General features: G+C 68.6%; 11 protein-coding genes. 4 read left to right on the top strand and 7 right to left on the bottom strand.

Annotated elements, in window-relative coordinates; translation table 11 throughout:
- Window positions 1-48 precede the first annotated feature (48 nt).
- From ccmI to KB221_07065, 4 genes are read right to left on the bottom strand one after another with little or no spacing between them, the layout of a single operon-like run.
- Window positions 49-1,248 carry a c-type cytochrome biogenesis protein CcmI gene (ccmI, locus tag KB221_07080; GenBank protein ID WIY70776.1) on the bottom strand — a complete coding sequence of 400 codons (1,200 nt, stop codon included), beginning with the start codon at window positions 1,246-1,248 and terminating at the stop codon, window positions 49-51.
- Window positions 1,245-1,718 (bottom strand): cytochrome c-type biogenesis protein CcmH, encoded by a 474-nt coding sequence (locus KB221_07075; GenBank protein WIY70775.1) that lies wholly within the window; start codon window positions 1,716-1,718, stop codon window positions 1,245-1,247. The genes ccmI and KB221_07075 overlap by 4 nt, the downstream gene beginning before the upstream one ends.
- Window positions 1,715-2,251: a DsbE family thiol:disulfide interchange protein gene (locus KB221_07070; GenBank protein ID WIY70774.1), complete on the bottom strand. Its 537-nt coding sequence runs from the start codon at window positions 2,249-2,251 to the stop codon at window positions 1,715-1,717. The genes KB221_07075 and KB221_07070 overlap by 4 nt, the downstream gene beginning before the upstream one ends.
- Window positions 2,248-4,227 (bottom strand): heme lyase CcmF/NrfE family subunit, encoded by a 1,980-nt coding sequence (locus KB221_07065; protein WIY70773.1) that lies wholly within the window; start codon window positions 4,225-4,227, stop codon window positions 2,248-2,250. The genes KB221_07070 and KB221_07065 overlap by 4 nt, the downstream gene beginning before the upstream one ends.
- Window positions 4,228-4,353: 126 nt before the next feature.
- Between KB221_07065 and KB221_07060 the strand changes: the two genes are divergently transcribed.
- From KB221_07060 to KB221_07050, 3 genes are read left to right on the top strand one after another with little or no spacing between them, the layout of a single operon-like run.
- Window positions 4,354-6,801, top strand: a complete 2,448-nt coding sequence (locus KB221_07060) for a cyclic nucleotide-binding domain-containing protein (GenBank protein WIY70772.1) — start codon at window positions 4,354-4,356, stop codon at window positions 6,799-6,801.
- Between the two features lie 4 nt (window positions 6,802-6,805).
- On the top strand, window positions 6,806-7,678 hold the full coding sequence (locus tag KB221_07055; protein ID WIY70771.1) for a hypothetical protein: 873 nt from the start codon (window positions 6,806-6,808) through the stop codon (window positions 7,676-7,678).
- Between the two features lie 7 nt (window positions 7,679-7,685).
- Entirely contained in the window at window positions 7,686-9,542 is a 1,857-nt protein-coding gene (locus tag KB221_07050) for a hypothetical protein (protein WIY70770.1), read from the top strand.
- Here the strand turns inward: KB221_07050 and gdhA are convergent.
- Genes gdhA through KB221_07035 form a run of 3 tightly spaced genes read right to left on the bottom strand, consistent with a single transcriptional unit; the run spans window position 9,527 to window position 13,127 of the window.
- The gene (gene gdhA, locus KB221_07045) at window positions 9,527-10,885 is read right to left on the bottom strand and encodes an NADP-specific glutamate dehydrogenase (protein ID WIY70769.1); all 1,359 of its coding nucleotides are present in this window, start codon (window positions 10,883-10,885) and stop codon (window positions 9,527-9,529) included. The genes KB221_07050 and gdhA overlap by 16 nt on opposite strands.
- 20 nt (window positions 10,886-10,905) lie before the next feature.
- Window positions 10,906-11,823, bottom strand: coding sequence for a FecR family protein (locus KB221_07040; protein ID WIY70768.1), 918 nt, complete (start codon window positions 11,821-11,823; stop codon window positions 10,906-10,908).
- Window positions 11,824-11,834: 11 nt separating this feature from the next.
- Window positions 11,835-13,127 carry a tetratricopeptide repeat protein gene (locus KB221_07035; protein ID WIY70767.1) on the bottom strand — a complete coding sequence of 431 codons (1,293 nt, stop codon included), beginning with the start codon at window positions 13,125-13,127 and terminating at the stop codon, window positions 11,835-11,837.
- Between the two features lie 176 nt (window positions 13,128-13,303).
- Between KB221_07035 and KB221_07030 the strand changes: the two genes are divergently transcribed.
- Window positions 13,304-15,589: an adenylate/guanylate cyclase domain-containing protein gene (locus KB221_07030; GenBank protein WIY70766.1), complete on the top strand. Its 2,286-nt coding sequence runs from the start codon at window positions 13,304-13,306 to the stop codon at window positions 15,587-15,589.
- Window positions 15,590-15,615: the final 26 nt, after the last annotated feature.

The raw sequence follows: 15,615 nt of genomic DNA, 5'->3' as shown, positions 1-15,615 counted from the left end.
ACGCTGTTATTTGTCACGCGCGGTCGCGCCGCGCGCTAGTCCGTCTGATCAGGCGCCCGGTACGCGCAGCCCGCGCGCCGCCTCGGTCAGGGCGGCCTGCTCGGTCGGAGACCCGGTGAAGGCGCGCATCGCGTTGCGATATGCCGTCGTCGCCGCGGCCGCGTCACCCAGCACCATCCGCGCCCGCATCAGCCGCACCCAGCCGTCGCGATCCCGCGGCGAGGTCCGGAGCCGCTCTTCGAGCCCCCCGACCATGCCCTGGATCATCGCCTGTCGGTCCGCCTCGGACATCGAACCGGCCTCGGCGACCTGGGCCGCTGTCGGTCCGGGGATCCCGGGCGGAACCGCCGCCGGAGCCGCAGATCCCGCCGGCGCGGGCCGCAGGCGGCTGGAGATGTCCTGACCGCGCTCACGCGCCAGATCCTCGACGAAGGTGCGGACCTCGGCCGCCCAGGGCGCGCCGGCCGGGGCCGAATTGATCAGGTCGATCCAGGCCGTCATCGCCGCCTCGCGCTCGCCGCGCTGGTCCATCTCGACGGCTATGAAATAGCGGGCGCGGGGATCCTGCGGGTCCGCACGCAATGCACCGCGGAAGGCGGTCAGGGCCGCCGGCGTCACCTGCCCGCCTCCGACCTGAACGAGGGCCTCGCCCTGGGCCGAGAAATGCTCGGCGTTTGCCGGCTCCAGCGTCGCCGCACGACCATAGGCCTCAGCCGCATCGGCGAACCGGCCGGTCTGGAAATAGGACCAGCCGAGCAGCCGCCAGCCGTTGACGTCCTCCGGCGTTTGCCTGAGCTGGGTTTCGAGCTGGCCGATCATGGCCTGGACGTCCGCGCCGTCATGCGCCGCATCCGCCGGAGCCGCGGCCATGGCTGCGCTGCGAGGGCCCGCGCCGGGAAGATCAGGCCGTCCCAGAAGGGCGTACAGACCGGCCCCGCCCAGGGCCACGACCGCTGCGAGGCCCAATGCCAGTCGCATCAGGGCCTTCTCACCCAAAGGCCGGCCGGTGGGCGTCGCCTCGACTCCCTCAGCCAGGGCGCGACGCTCGACCTCCAGACGCAGGGCCGCAATGTCCTCCGCCGGGGCCGTGCCCGCCTCGGCCTGCCGGTCGAGATCGGCCAGCTGCGCCTTGAGCACCTCGGCGGAAGTGGTCCGTCGGTCCAGCACGCCGCCCGGACGGATCAGCGGTATGGCCAGCCCGACCACGGCCAGGGCGATCATCAGGGTCAGGACAATCCAGAGGATCATGGCGCGTCACCGGTTTTCAGAATGTCTGCGAGCGCGCGGCGCTCCTCGGCCGACAGTGGCGCGGGATCGGCGCCGCCGGCGCGGCTGCGACGTCTCAGATAGAGAGCAAGGCCGAGGCCGCCGGGGATCAGCACCAGCAGCGGCGCGCTCCACAGCAGGATGGTCTCGAGGTCCAGCGGCGGCTTGAGCAGGACGAAATTGCCGTACCGGTCGACGATATAGGCCATCACCTCCGCGTCGGTGTCCCCGGCTGACAGCCGCTCCCGCACAATGGCCCTCAGGTCGGCGGCGAGCGGCGCGTCCGAGTCGTCGATTGACTGGTTCTGGCAGACGACGCAGCGCAGTTCCTGACTGATCGCCCGCGCCCGCGCCTCGAGCACCGGATCGGCCAGCTGTTCTTCCGGCAGCACGGCCGCAACGGGTCCGGCGATCAACAGGGCGCAGAACAGGCCGAGGACGAAACGTTTCATGTCTCGTTCTCCAGTCGAGCCAGCATCGGCTGCAGCGTCTCCGTCCAGACCTCCGGGGTGATCGGGCCGACGTGGCGGTAGCGAACCCGGCCGTGCCCGTCGATGACGAAGGTCTCGGGCGCGCCGGTGACGCCGAAGTCGATGCCGGTGCGGCCGCGCGGGTCCGAACCGATCAGGGTGTAGGGATTGCCGCGCTGGGCGAGCCACGCGGCCCCGTCGGCGGGCTCGTCCTTCCAGTCCAGTCCATGGATGGTCACGCCCTGGGACTGGAGGCGCAGCAGCATCGGATGCTCGATCACGCAGGCGACGCACCAGGAGGCGAAGACGTTCAGAAGCACCGGCTTGCCGGTGAAGTCCGAGGAGGCCAGCCCCACGGTGTCCTCGGGCGTCAGGCCCGGCAGGTCGAAGGTCGGGATCGGCCGGTCGATCAGCATCGAAGGCAGGATGCTGGGGTCACGGCGCAGGCCCAGACCGAGGGCTGCCGCGACCATCAGGAACAGCACGATGGGAACGATGAAGGCCAGCCGCCTCATGCCGCCGCCTTCCCTGCCTTGGCCGGTGCGGCCTTGCGGACAGGCATGCCAAGCCGGGTACGGCGGTCGGACAGCGACAGGACGCCACCGAAGGCCATGATCAGGGCCCCGCCCCAGATCCAGCCGACCAGGGGATGCCACCAGAGCCGCACGGTGGCACCGCCGAGGGTCGCGCTCTCACCGACGGAAATATAGAGATTGCCCATCGCCTCGCCGCGGATCCCCGCTTCGGTGGTCTGGGTCTGGCTGGACGGATAGAAACGCTTCTCGGACAGCATCAGGAACGGCTGCCCGCCGCCCTCGATGCGGAACCGGGCCTGGTCCGCCTGGTAATTTGGCCCCGTCCCGGGCCCGAGCGCATCCAGGGTGACGCGCCGGCCGGCGAACTCGATGGTCTGGCCCGGGACCATGGTCACGACCTCGCTCACGGTCCAGGCGGTCATGGCCGTGACGCCAATGGTGGTGACACCCAGGCCGGCGTGGGCCACCGCAACGGCCCAGAAAGCCAGTGGCGTGGTGCGGATCAGTCGTCCGGTCTCTGCCCCCTTGCGGCCGATGCCCCAGCGCCGGGCCAGAAGCATGAAGGCGGCCGCGATCAGCCAGACGCCGAGCGCGATGCCCAGCGCCGCACCGACCTTCGCGATACCGAAGGCCACAACCCCGACGCCCGCCGCGATGGTTGTGACAGCGATCGGCCAGCGGAGCCGCATCAGCACCGCCCGCGCTGTATCGCGCTTCCAGTTGAGCATCGGCCCGAAGGCCACCAGCACCAGCAGGGGGACGAACAGCGGGGCGAAGGTCATGGCGTAGTAGGGCGGCCCGACCGAGATCTTGTCGCCGTTCAGCACATCGATGAACACCGGATAGAAGGTGCCGAGGAAGACGGTGGCGGTGGCCGCCAGCAGGAACAGGTTGTTCACGGTGATCCCCGCCTCGCGCGACAGGGGCGAGAACAAGGCCCCGGTCCGCATCGCCGGCGCGCGCCAGGCATAGAGGCCGAGCGCCGAACCGGTGGCGATCAGGATGAAGACCAGAATATAGGCACCCCGCTCGGGATCGACGGCAAAGGCGTGCACGCTGGTCAGGACCCCGGACCGGACCAGGAAGGTGCCGATCATGCTGAGCGAGAAGGTCAGGATGGCCAGCAGGATGGTCCAGCTGATCAGGGCACCGCGCTTTTCGAGCACAAGGGCCGAATGCAGCAGCGCCGTGCCCATCAGCCACGGCATCAGCGAGGCGTTCTCGACCGGGTCCCAGAACCACCAGCCGCCCCAGCCGAGCTCATAATAGGCCCACCAGCTGCCCAGGGCGATGCCGACGGTCAGCGAAATCCAGGCCGACAAGACCCATGGACGGACCCAGCGCGCCCAGGCCGCATCAACCCGGCCCTCGATCAGGGCGGCGACGGCAAAGGAGAAGGCGACCGAAAAGCCGACATAGCCGAGGTAGAGGAGCGGCGGGTGCATCACCAGGCCGGGGTCCTGCAACAGCGGGTTCAGCTCGGTCCCGTCCAGCGGGATCGGATTCAGCCGGGAGAACGGGTTGGAGGTGAACAGGCAGAAGCCGAGGAAGGCCGCGCTGAGCATCCCCTGAACCGCCAGCACCCGGGCCTGCAGCGTCTCGCGCAGCGTGCGTCCGAAGAAGGCGATGGCACCGCCGTGCAGGGCGAGAATCAGCACCCACAGCAGCATTGAGCCCTCATGGCTCCCCCAGGTGGCCGCGATCCGATAGGGCAGCGGCTGGGTGCTGTGACTGTGTTTGGCGACCAGTTCGACGGAGAAGTCCATCGTCACATAGGCCGTGGCCAGAGCCCCGAAGGCCAGGACGACAAAGACCATCTGCAGCAGGGCCGAGGCCCGTCCGAGGGACATGAGAACGCGATCGCCGCGGTGCGCGCCCAGCAGGGGAGCAACCCCCTGGACCAGTCCGAGCATGAAGGCGAGGATCAGCGCCAGCTGGCCGATTTCCGCGCTCATTCAGTATGCTCCACCGCCCGACCTGTACTGTAGCGAGCAGCACCCCTATGGTAAAGCTGCGCGGGGGATGGACCGTAGCGGCAAAATGCGCCGCTTGTCGTCCAGGCGCTACATTGGGGGGACGTGGTGGAGGGGGTCCATCGGATCGCCATCTTGGGCTCTGGGCCCGCCGGCCTGAGTGCGGCCGCGCACGCGGCTGCGCGCGGCGTGAGCCACGTACTGCTCGAGAAGTCGGACCACCTGTCGGACACCATATTCCGCTACCAGCGCGGCAAACACATCATGGCCACGCCCAGCCAGCTGGTCGTGCGCGCCGATGTCAGTTTCGAGCCCGGCAAGCGCGAGACCATACTCGACACCTGGTCGAACGAGGCGGCGAAGCACAAGGTCAAAGTCCGCTACCACGCCGAGGTGAAATCCATCACGGGCACCAGGGGCAATTTCAGCATCGCCCTGTCCGACGGCTCCGTGGTCCGCGCCGAGACGATCGTCCTGGCCATCGGCACCCAGGGCAACCCGAACCTCATGTCCTGCGAGGGCGGCGGCCTCTCCCACGTCCAGTACCAGCTCGACGACCCCGCCGAATATGTCGACGAACACATCTGCGTCGTCGGCGGCGGCGATGCGGGCATCGAGAACGCGCTGGGCCTCATCGCCGACCGGGCGCAAGGCAATACGGTCACCCTCGTCAACCGCGGTGCCGACTTCGCACGGGCCAAGGAGGCCAATGCCAAGGCCCTTCTGGCGGCGCAGGAAGCGGGTCACATCACCCTGCTGACCACGGCAGAAACGACCCTGATCGAGCCGGGCTGGATCACCGTCGACACCCCGGAAGGCGCGACCCGATTCCAGTGCGACCGGGTCATCGCCCGACTGGGCTCGGCCCCGCCGCGCAAATTCGTGGAGTCGATCGGGCTGGAGTTCACCAGCGCCGCGCGCGAGGCCTTCCCCAAACTGTCGCCGACGTTCGAAAGTACCGTGCCCGGCATCTATGTGATCGGGGCCCTGGCCGGCTATCCGCTGATCAAACACTGCATCAACCAGGGCTATGACGTCGTCGAATACATCGGCGGTGCTGTCGATCTGAAGCCGGCCGACGAACCCATTCTGGAAGCCCGGCTCAAAGGACTGCCCGGCAACCGGTCAGTCGCCCAGTGGCTGGAGTTCCTGCGCCAGGAGATCGAAATCCTGCGCGGCCTGTCGCCGCTTCAGATGCGGGAATTCCTGCTCGATTCAGACGTGCGCGCCTTCAACCCGGGCGCCGTCATCTTCAAGCGCAATTCCGTCGGCTCCTCGCTGTTCGGGATCGCCTCCGGTTCGGTCGAGGTCGAGGTCGGTGCCGGCAAGAGGCGGATGACCGTCCCGATCCCGACGGGATCGATCGTCGGCGAGGTCGGCCTCATCTCCGGTCGCCCCCGGGGGGCCACCGTGCGGGCGGCCGAGCCCACAATCCTGCTCGAGATTCCGCGCATCGCGGCCCTGCGCCTGATGGCCTCGGTCAAGGAGGCGCGCGACACGGTCAACCGCATCACCACCGAGCGCCAGTTGCTGCAGATGTTCGGCTCGGGCCTGACGCCCGCCGATCTGACGGATGTGCTGGAAACGGCGGAAATCCTTCAGGTGAAGACCGGCGAAGCGATCATCCGCGAGGGCGAGGACGGCTACGACATCTTTGTCGTCCGCTCGGGCAGCATGGTCGTCGAGAAGGAGATCGGCGGGAAGCCGGTCTTCCTGTCCTATCTGCCGGCGGGCTCCTACGTCGGGGAGATGGCGCTGGTCGACGGCGGCCGGCGCAGCGCCACGGTCCAGGCCGCGATCCGCTCCGAAGTCGTCAGACTGGATGGCGATCGCTTCCGCGCCCTGCTGAAGCGCAAGCCCGAGTTGGAGGAGAAACTCCGCGCCGACATGGCCGACCGTCGCAAGGTCAACGGCTATATCGAGGAGCAGAAGGGCAAGTTCGGCGACGTCGTCGACATGTACAGCGCCGTGGCCGACTTCCTGGTAGACCAGGGGATCGGCGAGGCCACCGACGTCCTTCTGATCGACGAAACCCTCTGCATCGGTTGCGACAATTGCGAGAAGGCCTGCGCCGACGTTCACGACGGCCTGTCGCGGCTGGATCGCGAGGCCGGTCGAACCTACGCCCATCTGCACGTGCCGACCTCGTGCCGGCACTGCGAACATCCGTACTGCATGACCGACTGCCCGCCCAATGCGATCCATCGCGGGCCGGACGGAGAGGTCTTTATCGACGAGACCTGCATCGGCTGCGGCAACTGCCAGCGGAACTGTCCCTATGACGTGATCCGCATGGACTCGCGGCCGCCGAAGAAGCCGGACCTGATCTCCTGGCTGCTGTTCGGTGTCGGACCCGGGCCGGGCGAGCCCGACAAGGCCTGGCGTGCGAAGAACAAGGCCAAGGGCGCCGAACCGCCCAAGGTCGCCATCAAATGCGACATGTGTATCGGCAAGGCGGGCGGCCCGGCCTGCGTGCGCGCCTGTCCGACCGGGGCGGCGATCCGGGTTTCGCCCGAAGAGTTCCTGACCGTCAAACGCATGAACAGGGGCGACTAGACCCTTGGCGAAGACAGCGAAAACAGGCGAACGCTCCAATCCCGGCCAGCACGACGGCTTCCTGGGTTACCGCAATTTTCGCTGGGCCTGGCGGGCGGGTGCCCTCTGTGTGATCGCCATCGCGGCCTATTTTTTGATGGACGCCGAACCTCGGCCGAACGGCGGCAGCGTCTTCGGCTATGTGGCCGGCACCGTCGCCGCGCTGCTGGTGCTCTGGCTGACGCTGCTGGGCCTGCGAAAGCGCGCCATAACTTCGGGCGACTGGTCGCTGAAGGCCTGGGTGTCGGCCCACGTCTATCTGGGCCTGGCCGTCATGGTGGTCGCGACCCTGCATTCGGGCTTCCAGTTCGGCTGGAACGTCCACACCCTGGCCTACGGCCTGATGGTTCTGGTCGTCGTCTCCGGCCTGTTCGGCATCACCGTCTACGCCATCCTCCCGCGCTACCTCAGCCGCAACCGCGGCGAGACGACCCAGAAGCAGATGCTGGAGACGCTCAAGGCGCTGGACCGGCAGATCAACGATGCCGCACAGCCGCTGTCCGAGGCGCAGGCGCGGGTGGTACAGATGTCGCTCGACGAAAGCCGGGTCGGCGGCCACCTGTGGCGGCGGCTGTCGGGCGGACGCGGGGGCTGCGGCAACCGACGCGCCCTGTCACGCCTGAGTGGCCTGCGTCGCCAGGCGACGGACGTCCAACTGCAGATGCTCGACCGGATCGAGGAGCTGCTCCAGCGCAAGGCCGCCGCCCTCGCCCAGGTCCGTCGCCACCTGCAGATCCGGGCCTGGCTGAGCGTCTGGCTGGCGGTCCACGTGCCGACCACCATCGCGCTCATCGCCGCGATCACCGCCCATGTCTTCAGCGTCTTCATCTACTGGTGATGGCCCGATGACCCTTGTCCTTCGCCAGGTGACACGCCGCGTCAGCGGGGCCGAAATCGTCCGCGAGAAGGTCCTTCCGACCGACGTCGCACGCATCGGACGCGGCGCGGACTGCGAGATCCGTCTGCCCGACCTGGCGGTCAGCCTGCACCACGCCACCCTGACCCTGACGGGGCCCGGACAGGTGAGCGTCGTCTCGGCCGGACGCGAGCCGTTCGGCGTCGACGGCCGGTTCGTCACTCGCACCGACATCGACGTCAGCCGCGCCCCGCGTCTGACCTTCGGCGATCACATCCTGACGCTGTCGCACGGCGACGGCGGCCGCATCCTGATCAACCTCGCCACCGCCGAGCCGGCGGAAGGCGACTCCGCCTCGGGCGTTCCGGCCGGCGGCGTCATACCCAAGGCCCGGATTTTCGGGCGCCGTCGCATCGCATGGACCCTCGGGCTGGGCATCGTCGCCCTCTGCCTGCTCTGGCCGCTGGCCGCGTTCCACGGCCACCTGACGGCCCGGATCGACCCGGACCAGCAGTGGTCGACCGGCCCCCTCTCCTCGGCGCACGCCTTCCTCGAGGACGACTGCCAGTCCTGCCACCAGGAAGCCTTCGTCGCGGTCACCGATGCCTCCTGCAAGACCTGCCACGCCGGCGACCAGACCCCCGCCATGATGGCCGCCGCGGCGACCTCTGTGCGCCAAGCCGGCTCGCCGGACACGCTGTCGTTCGTCAGGGACCACGCGCCTCGCGGCCGGATTCTCTGGGGCGCACCGCCTCCGGCCGGCATCACCGGCCAGGCCACCGCCTGGGTCCGGCGCGCCTTCAATCTGCCCGAGCAACGCTGCGCCAGCTGCCACGTCGAACATGTCGCCAACCCGGTCGCGGGCCGTCCGCCCGAGCCGATCCCGACCCTGACGCCCACCCAGACCTGCATCCAGTGCCATACCGGCCTGACCCACCGGCTGAAGGACACCGACCTGGCCGATGCGCCGTCCTGGGCCCGCCATCCGAATTTCCGCCCCACCCTGCCCGGCCCCGCCGGTCTGACCCGGGTGTCCCTCGACAGCCGCCCGCGCGAGGCGTCCGGCCTGACCTTCCCCCACGATCTGCACCTGTCGCCCGGCGGCGGCCCGGCGCGCATGGCCCAGACCCTGGGCGGGCGCGGCTATGGGGCCGCCCTGACCTGCGCCAGCTGTCACCGGCCCGATGCGGACCAGACGGGGTTTGCGCCCATCCAGATGGAGCGCGACTGCGCCAGCTGCCATGCCCTGTCGTTCGCCACTCCCGGCGGCGTCCGCCAGTTGCCGCACGGCGAGCCGGGCCAGGTGGTCGCGGCCCTGATGGCCTGGCAGGGCCGCGGCCCTGTCGCCGGTGGTGCCACCGCCCGGAGACGGCCTGGCGAGGCAGGCGCAGCCGGCCCCGGCGTCGGCGGCTCGCCCTCGGGGGCCAGCGCGGTCAACACCGTGGGCGGTGCCTTCGGCCCGCGCGGTGCCTGTTTCGACTGCCACACCATCTTCCGGACGCCGACGATCCGCTTCACCCCGGTCCGCCTGCCCGGCGACTTCCTCAGCCGCGGGGCGTTTGATCACAGCGTCCGCGAGCACCGCGTCGACCGTCAGGGCCAGCCGTCCTGTACCCAGTGCCATGCCGCGGCAACATCGGGCTCAGCGACCGACCTGCTGCTCCCGTCGGTGAGTGAGTGCGTGGAATGCCACGGTCAGACGACGGCACAGTCGCCTACGCCGGCACCGGAGAATTGCGAAACCTGCCACAGCTTCCATGCGCCGTCGCATCCGACGCCGCGTCCGCCGCGTCCGAACTTCGGCACGCCGCCCCGACGGATAGCGGCGGTTCAGACCACCCCGTAGGCCAGCATGGCCTCGGCGACCTTCTTGAAGCCCGCGATATTGGCGCCGCGCACATAGTCGATACGAGAACTTCCGGCCACGCCGCCGTATTCGACGCAGCGCTGGTGGATTCCGCGCATGATGTCGACCAGATGCTGCTGCAGCTCGGCTTCCTTCCAGGCGATGCGGCCGGAGTTCTGGCTCATCTCGAGGCCGGAAACAGCCACCCCGCCGGCGTTGGCGGCCTTGCCGGGCGCGTACAGGATGCCGGCGGCCTTGAAGACGTGCACGCCCTCCAGATCGGTCGGCATATTGGCACCCTCTGACACCGCCATGCAGCCGTTGGCCACCAGGGTCCTGGCGTCAGCGCCGTTCAGCTCGTTCTGGGTCGCGCACGGCAGGGCGATGCTGCAGGGCACCGCCCACGGCCGCTGGCCCTCATGATAGGTCGCGCCGCGGAACTCGGTGACATAGTCCGAGATCCGCCCGCGCCGCCGGGTCTTGTGCACCTTGACCCAGTCGATCCTGGCCTGGTCGATGCCGTCGGGGTCGTGGATGAAACCCTGTGAGTCCGACAGGGTCAGGACCTTGCCACCCAGCTGGACGATCTTCTCGGCCGCATGGGTCGCGACATTGCCCGAGCCGGAGATCACGGCGGTCTTTCCCGCCACCTCATGGCCGACATGGCCGAGCATTTCCTTGAGGAAATAGACGGCACCATAGCCCGTCGCCTCGGTGCGGATCAGACTGCCACCGTAGGACAGGCCCTTGCCGGTGAGCACGCCGGTGAACTCGTTGGTGATCCGCTTGTACTGACCGAACATATAGCCGATCTCGCGCCCGCCGACGCCGATGTCGCCGGCCGGGACGTCAATGTCCGCGCCGACATGACGATAGAGCTCGGTCATGAACGACTGGCAGAACCGCATCACCTCGTGATCCGACTTGCCCTTGGGATTGAAGTTCGATCCGCCCTTGCCTCCGCCCATGGGCAGGCCCGTCAGGCTGTTCTTGAAGGTCTGCTCAAAGGCGAGGAATTTGAGCACGCTCTCGGTCACGCTCGGGTGGAAGCGGATGCCGCCCTTGTAGGGGCCGATGGCGTTGTTGTTCTGCACCCGCCAGCCGCGCTGGACGCGGATGTTGCCCTTGTCGTCTTCCCAGCAGACCCGGAAGCTGATCACCCGGTCCGGCTCCGCGATGCGACGCAGGATCTGGTAGTGGTGATACTCCTCCTTGTCCTGGATGAAGTCGAAGATGTCTTCGGCCACTTCCTGAACCGCCTGGACGAACTCGTCCTGGCCGGGATTGCGCCTCTTAACGCCCTCGATGAACCGGGGCAGGTCGACGTGGTCCGAGACGGCCATGGCCGGTCCTCGCTTTCAGGTCAGGGAACGGGATTGGGTCCGTTGCCGCTACAGCCACCACCCTGACTGGGGCCGCCGGGGCTTTGAATCGGGCCACCCGACTCACAGCCGACGGACGGCTCGATCGGATCAAGGGCAGGCCCCTGGTCGGCGAAGAAGAGGTCGCCACCGTCGAGGCTCGCGGACAGGACATCGCCTGCACCGGAATCGCTGTTCGACGTCGGCCCGGCCCTGAGCAGGGCGCTCAGCCGGGACGAGGCCTCGTCGGACAGTTCAAACGGCCCGAAGGTCCCGCCCGCCCATGCGAACACCGCCAGGCCCGGACGTTCGAGCGTAAACGTCGCATCGCCGCTGGTGACATCGATCGCGCCGGGCGTATCGAAGCCAGCCCCCCGCGGGCCGGGTCCGCGCAGAACGATCAGGGTGGCATCATCGGGCGAACCGCTGAAGGGCGGCAGGCCGGGGTGTCCGGCAAGAACCAGCAGGGCATCGGGGCCGACGACCGCCTCGACCACCGTGCCACGCACCCCGATGGACGAGACAGGAGTCCGCACGGCGCCGGGCCGGGCCCCGCCGCGACCGGAGACGAAACGGAAGGCGCCGCGCGCGACCGAGGCCGAAGCCCCGCCTGCACGCCGGTCGGTATCGATCACGAAGCGATCAATGGTCACCCGCGCGTTGGAGCCGACCGTGAAGATCGACTGGTCACGAAGCAGGATCTGCAATTGGCTCTGCGCCCCGCTGACGAAGACGTCGCCCGTGCGGACCTGCCCCCTCAGGGCTGCGGGCCGCAGCGCGCTCTCACCGACGGGCTGGGTGCGGACGCTGTTGCGGATGGCGGCGTTGACGCCGACGGCCTCCTGGGCCTGGGCAACAGCGGGGGCCGCAAGGGCGCAGGCCAGGGCGGCGACGGCGGCGAAGGTGCGAACCGGGATCATGTTCATCTCTCCTAGTTGGCCGCGCCGAAGCGCCACGTCAGGCGCAGTTCGGCACCCCAGCTGTCATAGTCCGCGAGGGGGGCCAGGGAGTCCCGGGCACCGTAGGTCAGCGCGCCCTCGACACCCACATCCTGCCGCCAGTCGCCCGTCGCACCGGCCGCCGTAAAGGCGCTGAATGGTGCCCCGACTGCCACGCGCGCCCAGCTTCGGGTATCCTCGCGCGCCGGCGCGCCGAATCCGATGAAGACGGGATCGGGCGCGTCATACTCCAGCCACTGCATGCCGCCGGAAATGGCCAGATACTGTCCGCGACGGCTGCTGGTGTCGTAACGCACCTGAATGCCGGGCCCCGAATATCCGAAGGGTTCGTAGTCGGCCTGCTTGTCCTGCCAGCCGGCGGAGACACCGAAGCTGGTGCGGGCGTCCAGCCGGTGGGTCATGCCGAGATTGACATCATACCGCCAGCCGTCCCGGTCGCCGCCAATGAACAGCGCGAGGGCGTCCACGCCGGGCTCATCAAAGGTCTGGCTCACCGCCTCGCCCGAGAGGGAGAAGGTGGTGGCGTTGCTCGTCCGCCAGCGGGCCTGGGCCTTCAGGCCGACTTCCCGCATGTAGGGATCATCAAGCAGATCAAGCGCGCGCGCTACGGCGCTGACATTCCACGAGTTCAGCCTCCCGGTATAGGACAGGCCGGCCTCGATGTCCCCGCGCCGCACATTCCCGTCAATGTCGTCAAAGGTCGACCGGTCGTAACCACCGATCGAACCGAAGGCCGCATAGCCGGCAGCGCCGTCGAGGTCGTGCGCGATATTGAGGCGGGCCGCGAACACCGCCGCGCCCCCCTCCTCGCTGACCGGCGGCGCGAAGAGGGAGTCGAACTGGGTCGTCAGTGCGCCCGCCGCGTCGTCCTCATAGGTGACGGAGGCCGATGCATTTCCGCTGAACCGGGTCGTCGAGCGGCTGCGCTCGATCCGGGCGCGATAACGCGCCGCCTCGGCCCGCTGCAGGGGCGTCAGGGCCACCGGCTCCAGAAGATCGAGTTGGTCCCGCGCGCCCTGGAGGTCATCCAGGCGGAACAGGACAACGGCGTACAGCAGCCGGGTGCCATGACGGTTCGGATCCGCGATCAGCACACGCTCAAGGGCACCGGCTGCCCCATTGAGATCGCCCGCATCTGCCGCCCGTCTCGCGTATTCGAGGTTGAGCTCAATATCGTCCGGAGCCGCCAGAACAGCATCAAAATCCTGGGCCGCCGCGACCCCGACGGTCGCGACCGAGAGGCCCATGACCGCAGAAGCCAACAAGCCGGCGCGAAAAATCGAGGCCGAACGAGACGCTGGACGCTTCATGTAATCCCCCCAACCGCTTGCAGAATGTCCGGGATAGTCTATCCCCGAACTGCGGAGCAATCAGGCTAACATTGTTCCGCGAGAAGCGCATGAGCTAATCGAACAGTGCTTTTTCCGAGTGGGGCGGACGCATGGGGGCGGAGCCTGAGACCGAGCGACTGAAGGAACTTGGGTCGCGCCTCGCGCGCTCCAGCCTTTCGCTTACGCGGTATATCGCGACCGCCGGGCCAGGCCTGGCCATGGCGCTGCTGCTGCTGATCCTGCACATCTTCCAGCCGCCGTTCGTCGGCAGCATCAGCAATCTGGTCTTCGACACCTATCAGCGCGCGTATCCGCGCCCCTATGAGGACGCCGGGGTCCGGGTCGTCGATATCGATGACGAGAGCATCCGCCGTCTCGGCCAGTGGCCATGGCCGCGCACGGACGTCGTGCGCCTGACGGACGCCCTCACCGAGGCCGGTGCGGCGGCCATCGCCTTCGACATTGTGTTCTCCGAGCCGGACAGGACCTCGCCGGCCCGCGCCGTGGAGATCCTGCGGCAGAACCCCGAGGCGCGCGGCGACTACGCCGAGATCGTCGCCATGACCGACCACGATGAACTGCTGGGCCAGGCCATGGGGCGCGGACCGACCGTGACCGGCTATTTCCTTACCGGGGAGGCGAACACCGCGCGGCCGGCCGAGCACGCGGGGGTCGCGGTTTCGGGAACGCCGCCGCTGGGCGTCCTGCGGGAGTACAACGGAGCCATCGTCAGCCTGCCGGTGATCGGCGATCGCGCGGCCGGCGCGGGGTCGGTCAGCCTCGACGCCGGCCGGGACGACATCATCCGGGCGGTCCCGCTGATCGCCAATCTCGACGGCCAGATCATTCCCTCGCTCTCCCTTGAAGCCCTCAGGGTCGCCCAGGGCGCGGGCGCGGTCCTGGTCCGCAGCAGCGACGGCAGCGGCGAATGGGGCGGCGGTCCCGTCACAACCGTCCTCGCCGTCAAGACCGGCGACCTGCAGGTCCCGACCACAGACGTCGGCGAGCTGTGGATGCACTACACGGCGCCTCACCCGGAGCGGATCGTGCCGGCCTGGCGGATCCTTCAGGGCGACCTGCCCGAAGCGGAGATGCGCCGGCTGTTCGAGGGTCAGATCGTCTTCATCGGCACGGGCGCGATCGGCCTTCGCGACATCCGGTCGACCCCGACCCAGGCCGGTGAACTCGGCGTCGTCATCCATGCCCAGGCCGCCGAGCAGATGATCCTCGGCAAATTCCTCACCCGGCCCGACTGGGCTCCGGGCGCAGAGCGTATCCTGATGGTCGCGCTCTGCCTGCTGATCGCCCTCTCCGCCCCGGCCCTGGGCGCGCTGCGCGGTGGCGTGCTGGCCATGCTGGCGCTGGGCGCCGTGCTGGCGGGGTCGTGGTTCGCCTTCCGGAACAGCGGCCTGCTGCTGGAGCCCATCTTCCCGGCGCTGGGCGTTGTCTCGGTCTATATCGCCATCACCGCCGTCTCCTTCTACCGGGAGGAACGGGCGCGGAGCCACATCCACAACGCCTTTGACCGCTATCTGTCGCCCGAACTGGTCGACCGGATCGCTCGCGACCCGGGCCAGCTGGAGCTCGGCGGCGAGGTTCGCCAGATGACGGTGCTGTTCAGCGACGTCCGCGGCTTCTCGCGCATTTCCGAGCGCTTCGGTCCGCAGGAGCTGATCGGTTTCCTGATCAACCTGCTGACGCCGATGACCGACGTACTTCTGGCCCGCAAGGCGACGATCGACAAATACATCGGCGACGCCGTCCTGGCCTTCTGGAACGCGCCGCTGGACGATCCCGAGCACGAACGCAACGCGGCGTTTGCGGCGCTGGAAATGCTCGTGACGCTGAAGCGCCTGAACACCGAAAGCGCCCGCGACCCCGCCTGGCCCGGTGAGGTGGCGATCGGCATCGGCCTGAACACAGGCCCCTGCTGCGTGGGCAACATGGGGTCGCGCCAGCGCCTGAGCTATTCGCTGATCGGCGACACCGTGAACCTGGCCTCGCGGCTGGAGAGCCTGACCAAGGCCTATGCGGTGAACATCCTCGTCGGCGAGGACCTCGCCGCCCGCCTGCCCGACTTCGCCCTCATTGAACTGGACCTCATCCGCGTCGTCGGCCGCGACACACCCGAGCGCGTCTTCGCCCTGATGGGCCCGCCGGACATGTCGTCCGACCCGGCCTTCATCGAAACGGGTGCCCGGATGGCCGCGGTTCTCGAGGCCTATCGGTCGCGCGACTGGACCGGCGCCGAGGCTGCCCTGAAGAAGCTGAAGGGGGCGGGAACGCTGCCGGGTCTTGAGGGTGTGACAGCCGTATACGCCACGCGGGTGGCCGACTTCCGCCAGAATCCGCCGTCCGACGACTGGGACGGGATCAGCCAGGCGCTGGAGAAGTAGAAGCGACATGACTTTGAACGGGGGAA

The organism is Aquidulcibacter paucihalophilus, from assembly GCA_030285985.1.
Lineage (GTDB): Bacteria > Pseudomonadota > Alphaproteobacteria > Caulobacterales > Caulobacteraceae > Brevundimonas.
The sequence above is the reverse complement of the archived record's forward strand: the minus strand, read 5'-3'. Positions and strand labels throughout refer to the sequence as shown.